General features: G+C 53.1%; 6 protein-coding genes. 2 read left to right on the plus strand and 4 right to left on the minus strand.

Translation table 11 applies throughout. The features are described from left to right. Positions 1–52: 52 nt before the first annotated feature. Genes D6694_10145 through D6694_10155 form a run of 3 tightly spaced genes read right to left on the minus strand, consistent with a single transcriptional unit; the run spans position 53 to position 2,868 of the window. Positions 53–664 (minus strand): SIS domain-containing protein, encoded by a 612-nt coding sequence (locus tag D6694_10145; GenBank protein ID RMH40303.1) that lies wholly within the window; start codon positions 662–664, stop codon positions 53–55. After that, positions 648–1,052: a YraN family protein gene (locus D6694_10150; GenBank protein ID RMH40304.1), complete on the minus strand. Its 405-nt coding sequence runs from the start codon at positions 1,050–1,052 to the stop codon at positions 648–650. The genes D6694_10145 and D6694_10150 overlap by 17 nt, the downstream gene beginning before the upstream one ends. Beyond that, positions 1,012–2,868, minus strand: coding sequence for a hypothetical protein (locus tag D6694_10155; GenBank protein ID RMH40305.1), 1,857 nt, complete (start codon positions 2,866–2,868; stop codon positions 1,012–1,014). The genes D6694_10150 and D6694_10155 overlap by 41 nt, the downstream gene beginning before the upstream one ends. 75 nt (positions 2,869–2,943) lie before the next feature. Here D6694_10155 and rsmI point away from each other — a divergent pair, with 75 nt between their 5' ends. Further along, a complete protein-coding gene (rsmI, locus tag D6694_10160) occupies positions 2,944–3,804 on the plus strand; it encodes a 16S rRNA (cytidine(1402)-2'-O)-methyltransferase (protein ID RMH40306.1) in 861 nt (286 codons plus the stop codon). A gap of 107 nt (positions 3,805–3,911) precedes the next feature. Beyond that, the gene (locus D6694_10165) at positions 3,912–4,436 is read left to right on the plus strand and encodes a TlpA family protein disulfide reductase (GenBank protein RMH40307.1); all 525 of its coding nucleotides are present in this window, start codon (positions 3,912–3,914) and stop codon (positions 4,434–4,436) included. Here the strand turns inward: D6694_10165 and uvrA are convergent. Beyond that, on the minus strand, positions 4,433–6,706 hold a 2,274-nt coding region (uvrA, locus tag D6694_10170; protein ID RMH40308.1), incomplete at its 5' end, for an excinuclease ABC subunit UvrA. The genes D6694_10165 and uvrA overlap by 4 nt on opposite strands.

Consider the following 6,706-nt stretch of genomic DNA (forward strand, 5'->3'; position numbering starts at 1 on the left):
CCGGTGTTGATAGATGTCGCCACAATGGCAAGGGCCAACAGCAAAACTTTTTTCATGCGAATTCTCCAAACAAGCTGATGTCGATGAGCTCCGCCAGCGTATTGAGCACCATCAGTTGGACTTCGTAGATATGCTGACGTCGTGTGGCATTGATGCGAATTTCAACATCGTCCGCGCCCGTCAAACTCCAGATTTCGCCATCATTGTCACCTGCGATGGCGATGATCAGCATATCCCGACTCAGGGCCGTGCGAATCGCCTGAGCGCATGAGGGACTCTGGTCGTTGGCGGTCACCACCACCAAGACATCGCCGTTCTGACCCAGGGCGCGAATTTGCCGGGCGTACACCTCATTCAAACCTGTGTCGCGAGCAATGGCCGAATACAGTGCTGCGTTTGCGGTCAGCGAAATCACAGGCAGGGCGGGCCGTTCTCTTTGGATTTGGTGCATTAATTGGTTGGCAAACATATCGCCCAGTTCGCCAGAGATGCCATCACCACACACCATGATTTTTCGATCGCTTATCAAGGTATGCACCATCAGCTCCGCAGCGGCTGCGACTTTTTCTGGCAAGGTGTCGGCGGCATCGATCTTGCTCTGAATGCTTCGGTTGAAGTTCTCTCGTACGCGTGCCAGTGTCTCCATATCACCATCCTGATGCATCAAAAGCGTTTGGCAACCATTCTACCTGTTCCACAGATAAATGGGCGAGGGAAATGATATCAAAACGAATGGGATGGGACTGATAGTGCTTGTGTTGGCTCAAAAAATGTCGTGCTGTGGTAATCAGGCGTTGCTGCTTGCGTTGATCGACCGATGTGACGCCGTCCACCCATGCGCCAGCGGCGCGAAACCGTACTTCAACGAAAACTAGGCTATTGCTTTCCGGCTCAAACATGACCCGGTCGATTTCGCCAAAACGGCAACGATAATTGCGCGCAATTAGACGCAATCCCTGCTTTTTGAGAAATTGTTCTGCGATGTGTTCCGCTATCTGGCCGGATGTGTGTTTACGGATGAAGCCCTTGGCCAGTCGATCCTTCCAGTTCATCGGCATACCCTATCCATTGCACGCCTTTTTTGGTGAATTTTGCCCACGGCATTTCTCGAACCAATGTGTTCTGATCCATGTAGAGACGCCCAACAACCCCCGAAAAATATTGTTTCGGAAAGGCTTCCAACACACCGAGTTGCGGGATAATACGAAGCGCATCCATACCATAGGCGAATAACCGGCCTTGTCCTCCGGAATAGGCAAATGGCCAGATCGATTTCAATTGTTCCAAAATGGCCGACAGTTCCGCAGGATGTTTTTGTAGTAGCCAAGGCATGTCGACAAATTCAACACGCAGGAGATCCTTATCCAGTCGATCATTCATTTTCCCGCCGAATATTTTTGAGTCACTGTAGATAGGGAGATCGAAGGCAAAATAATAATCAAGCAACGGTTTGATGCGCCTGCCCTCCATCGGTGTTGCATGGACGAAAAGTGCCTCAAGGTCCTGTCGACGGCGTGGGATAAACTCAACCTCGTGGCCAATCCAGCGTTCCACCTCTTTTCGCCTTTTCTCACTTTGGTCGATTCCAAGCAACGATTTGACGGTATTGGTGTATTCTCGACCCGGAATATAGATCTTCTGGCTGACAATACGATTGTCTTTATCTTGCAAAAATTGTTTGCGGAAGCTGTCGAAGGCGCGTTGGCCTAGGCCAGTGTCTGGCACCAGCGTGGCGACGTGACGAAAACCATTTTGTCGCATCCGATTGGCAATTTGTCGTGCTTCATCCTCAATGGGCAGACCAAACTGGTAGGTATGCTCGGCGCTGCTTATCTTTTCGTCGACTCGGTTGAGCGCAAGCGTCGGGATGGTGGTCAGCGCCAACCATTGAGCCACCCGTGCTTTGTCCAATGGCCCAATCACAAAGTCCACCGATTGGGCCAGCAGTTGTTCATGAAGTGCCTTGAGATCTTTGGTTTGGCTGTCGAAAAACAGCAGTCTTGGACGCGCACCGCGTTCTAGCAGATAGGCCGTTTCGATGCCCTTGCGGATAATCGTCGCAGATGGTGCGAGGGGCCCCGTTTCGGGTAGTAGAATGGCGATGGTTTTTGGTGCGTATAGCGTGGCCTTTTGGATTGATGCGAGCTCGCGCGGCAACCATTGATTGGCTTGATGGTCAGCAAAACGAGCTTGCCATGTCTTGAGTGCGCGCAACAGTTCGACCGGACGGCCTTTGTATTGTGCGCGTAGAGTGGCCAGTTGCAGCCAGCCATACAGCGGTGTGTTGGGATCGGTCGACTGGGCAAAAAGCGCCAGATAGTCGGGTGAAATTTGCGATAACAAATACCAGATGGCGTCGGCATTGTCCTGTTTGCGTGCCTCGGGCAACAGCGACATTAATACGATTCTTTCTCGGGCCGCTTCGAGATAGTTTCCACTCAGTTGATAGGCCCGTGCACGCCAAAGGTGGAACAAGCGGATGTCATCGTCTCCAACGGGCGAGATTTTGCTAAATAATGCCAAAGCGCCATTAAAGTCACCTTGATGGGTGAGCAAGATCCCCTGATAAAGCTGCCAACGCATCATGTCGAGCGACGTCATCGGGTGGCGTTTGGCCTCGGCGAGTGCTGATTGTGCATCGACAAATCGCTGAGTGCGTATGGCCGCCTGTGTCGCATTAAGATACAGCGAGGCCCTTTTGTCAGCCGGCGCTTGGGAGGCCAGTCTTATCCATTGCTCAAAGTTTCGCTGAGCGGGTTCAATGTTCGTGACAGAAACCGGTGTCTTGACTGGTTTTGATGGGCAGCCAGCCAACAACATCGCGATGCATGCGACAGTGATAATCCGGCAAAATAATTTGGCGGTCATTATGGAAATTCACTGATGTTCCAAGCTGGCTCCATGATAAAGTAAGCGCATGGTCAATACCAGAGACACAAAGCCATGTCGTCGAGTCCGGGGTGTTTATATTTGGTGCCGACGCCGATAGGCAATCTGCATGATTGGTCACAACGGGCCATAGAGGTCGTCAAAAAAGTCGATTTGCTGGCGGTTGAAGACACCCGGCGTGCCAAACAGTTGCTGGCCAACTTTGCATTGGACAAACCCATGTTGTCATTGCACGAGCACAATGAACGTGAGCGAGCGCCTCGGATCATCGCGCGTTGTCAGCAAGGTGAGCAAGTGGCCTTGATGAGTGATGCGGGCACGCCGCTTGTCTCTGATCCAGGCTTTTACTTGGTGCGCTGTGCGCACGAAGCGAAGATCCCTGTGGTGCCGATTCCGGGGCCTTGTGCGGCCATTGTCGCTTTGTCTGCGAGTGGTTTGCCGTCTGACCGTTTTGTCTTTGAGGGGTTTTTACCTGCCAAAAAGCATGCGCGACAAGCGCGTTTGGAAGCGCTGGCGACCGAGCCTCGCACACTCATTTTTTATGAGTCAACGCATCGGATTGTCGATATGCTCACCGATGCACAGCATGTCTTCGGTACCGAGCGAGTCTGTGCGATTGCCAAGGAATTGACCAAGTGTCACGAAACCATTTGGCGCGGCAGGTTGGCTGAGGCGGTCGATTGGCTGACGGCGGTTCCGGAGCGGCGACGCGGTGAGTTTGTTGTCTTGGTCGAAGGGGTGGACAAGTCGCCGCCTAGTCTGCACATGACACCAGAGATGTTGGCCAAACGATTGGCGGCTCATCTCTCACCTAGTCAGGCAGCACAAATTGCGGCAGAACTGACGGGGGAAAAGAAACGAACCCTTTATCGATGTCTAATGGACAACAAGCCATTCGACGAAGACTTGCCATAGCAATGTCACCATATAGCGGCAATGCGGACCGTCAATATTTTGAGTGAGTGTTACGGGGCGGGCATTGATGGTGCCACAGTCAGCCGGGCGGTGCCGCGATTGAAAGGATGAATACAATGCGGGTTTGGCGCACAGTCAAAAGATGGTCTGTATGGAGTTTGCCGCTGATTGGCCTGCTGCTACTGATGTGGTGGCAGGAATCACGGTTATTAACGCTTGCTGTGCCAGCACCATTGGCAGATCAGCCGGTCGTGACGCTTGATGGTGACACCATGCCGTTGGTCTCGCGTACGCACAAGGGTACCATGGTGTTTTTCTTTGCACCGTGGTGTCATATTTGCCATCTTGATATGGCCACCATCGATCGTTTCGCACGCCACCACCCCGATGTGGCCGTGCGGCTTGTGGCTTTGTCGTGGCGTGACCGAAACGAACTCGTCGCCTATCGTCGCGAACACGATCTCAGCGTGCCCATTGTGCTTGGCACTCAAGGGCTGGCGAATGCCTACCGGGTCGAAGCGTTCCCAACCTACTATTTCATCGATCGGCAAGGCATCATTCGCAGTCGATCGCGCGGTTACGCCACTTATTTGGGGTTGTGGTGGCGAAGTTTTTGGGCCTTTGACCATTAGCTGAGCAGCGGTTTAAGAAAGCGCCCAGTATGTGAGGTCTCGACCTGTGCCACCACTTCCGGTGGCCCGACTGCGACCACTTGACCACCACCATCACCGCCTTCGGGCCCCAAATCAATGATCCAGTCCGCGCATTTGATGACATCCAGATTGTGTTCGATGACCACCACGGTGTTGCCATGTTCGACGAGGCGGCGCAACACTCTCAGCAATTGCGCAATGTCGTGAAAATGCAAGCCAGTGGTGGGTTCATCCAGGATGTAGAGCGTTTTGCCGGTGTCGCGTTTGGCCAGCTCACGAGACAGCTTGACCCGTTGAGCCTCTCCGCCGGATAACGTGGTGGCAGGTTGTCCCAACGTGATGTAGCCAAGCCCGACGTCCATGAGTGTCTGTAGGCGTCGCTTGACGGCTGGAATATTGGCAAAAAATTCCAGTGCTTCTTCGACCGTCATGTCCAGCACTTCACGGATATTCTTGCCCTTGTAGCGAATTTCCAGTGTTTCTCGGTTGTACCGATCGCCCTTACACACATCACAGGGCACATAGACATCTGGCAAGAAATGCATTTCTACCTTGATAAGACCATCGCCTTGGCAGGCTTCGCAGCGTCCACCTTTGACGTTGAAGCTGAAACGACCGGGTTTATAACCACGCGAGCGGGCCTCGGGAGTGCCAGCGAAAAGCTCGCGAATGGGCGTGAAAATGCCAGTATAGGTGGCCGGATTGGAACGTGGTGTGCGACCGATGGGGCTTTGATCAATATCCACGACCTTGTCGAAATGTTCGATGCCGGTGATGGCCTTGTGTTCACCAATTTTGTGCGGCGTGGCTCGATTGAGCACACGGGCCACGGCGGGGTAGAGGGTATCATTGACCAGAGTGGACTTGCCGGAACCTGACACACCAGTGACACAGGTCATGAGACCGACAGGAATTTCCGCGTCAATGTTCTTCAAGTTGTTGGCGCAGGCACCGTGGATCGTTAAAAACCGGCCATCTGGCGTTTTTCTTGGTTGCGGGATTTCAATACGTTTGCGGCCTGCCAAGTAGTCCCCAGTCAGTGACCGTTGACACTTGGTGATTTCTGGCAGGGGGCCCGCGGCAACAATTTCACCCCCATGGACGCCTGCCCCCGGCCCAATATCGACGATAAAATCGGCGGCGCGGATGGCATCCTCGTCGTGTTCGACAACAATCACGGTATTGCCCATGTCTCTTAAACGAATCAGAGTGTTGAGAAGCCGTTCGTTGTCACGCTGATGCAAACCGATGGAAGGCTCATCCAACACATACATGACACCAACCAATCCTGCGCCAATTTGACTGGCCAGTCGAATTCGCTGGGCTTCGCCCCCCGATAACGTTTCAGCACTTCGGTCCAGGGTCAGATAGTCGAGTCCCACATTGAGCAAAAAGCCTAAGCGTTCGTTGGTTTCTTTTAATATTTTGGCCGCGATTTCACCACGTTTGCCTGGTAGCTTTAAATTTTGCAAAAAGGCAAGGGCATCACCAATCGATTTTCGGCACAGTTCCGGAAGGCTGAGGCCGTCAATCAACACATGGCGTGCCTCTCGTTTCAGACGCGCCCCGTGGCACTCACGGCAAGCCTTTTGCTGGAACAGCTTGGCGATTTCTTCGCGTACTGAATTGCTTTCCGTCTCTCGGTAGCGGCGTTCCAGATTTGGAATAATGCCTTCAAATGGATGCTGGCGTGTCACAGACAACCCGCGATCGGAATGGTATTCAAACGGAATGGCTTCGGGCCCGCTGCCATAGAGGATGACCTTGTGAATCGCTGGTGGCAGGTTGTTCCACGGTGTGTCCAGGTCGAAACCATAGTGATGGGCAAGACTTTTCAACATGGCAAAGTAAAAGCCATTGCGCTTGTCCCAACCACGGATGGCGCCATCGGCAAGCGATTTTTCCGGGTGGACGACAATGCGTTCTGGGTCAATATATTGTTCGACTCCAAGTCCGTCACAACTTGGACAGGCGCCCGCCGGGTTGTTGAACGAGAAAATGCGCGGCTCAAGCTCGCTGATCGAATAACCGCATTCGGGACAGGCATAGCGCGCTGAAAAAACCGTTTCTTGCATCGTTTCAAGGTTGAGCACGCGCACCATTCCGTCGCCGTGTTCGCACGCCAACTCAAGTGACTCAGCAAGCCGCGTTTCTTGTCCCTCGCGAATTTTGAGCCGATCGATGACCAGGTCAATGTCATGCTTTCGTTTAGCGTCCAGTGCCGGCGCTTCTTCCAATTCGACAAATTC

The sequence above is a fragment of the Gammaproteobacteria bacterium genome (genome assembly GCA_003696665.1).
Taxonomy (GTDB): Bacteria; Pseudomonadota; Gammaproteobacteria; order Enterobacterales.

Coding starts and splice junctions, on each gene's coding strand:
- D6694_10145 (RMH40303.1), bottom strand. CDS start 664: ATGCATCAGGATGGTGATATGGAGACACTGGCACGCGTACGAGAGAAC.
- D6694_10155 (RMH40305.1), bottom strand. CDS start 2,868: ATGACCGCCAAATTATTTTGCCGGATTATCACTGTCGCATGCATCGCG.
- rsmI (RMH40306.1), top strand. CDS start 2,944: ATGTCGTCGAGTCCGGGGTGTTTATATTTGGTGCCGACGCCGATAGGC.
- D6694_10165 (RMH40307.1), top strand. CDS start 3,912: ATGAATACAATGCGGGTTTGGCGCACAGTCAAAAGATGGTCTGTATGG.
- D6694_10150 (RMH40304.1), bottom strand. CDS start 1,052: ATGAACTGGAAGGATCGACTGGCCAAGGGCTTCATCCGTAAACACACA.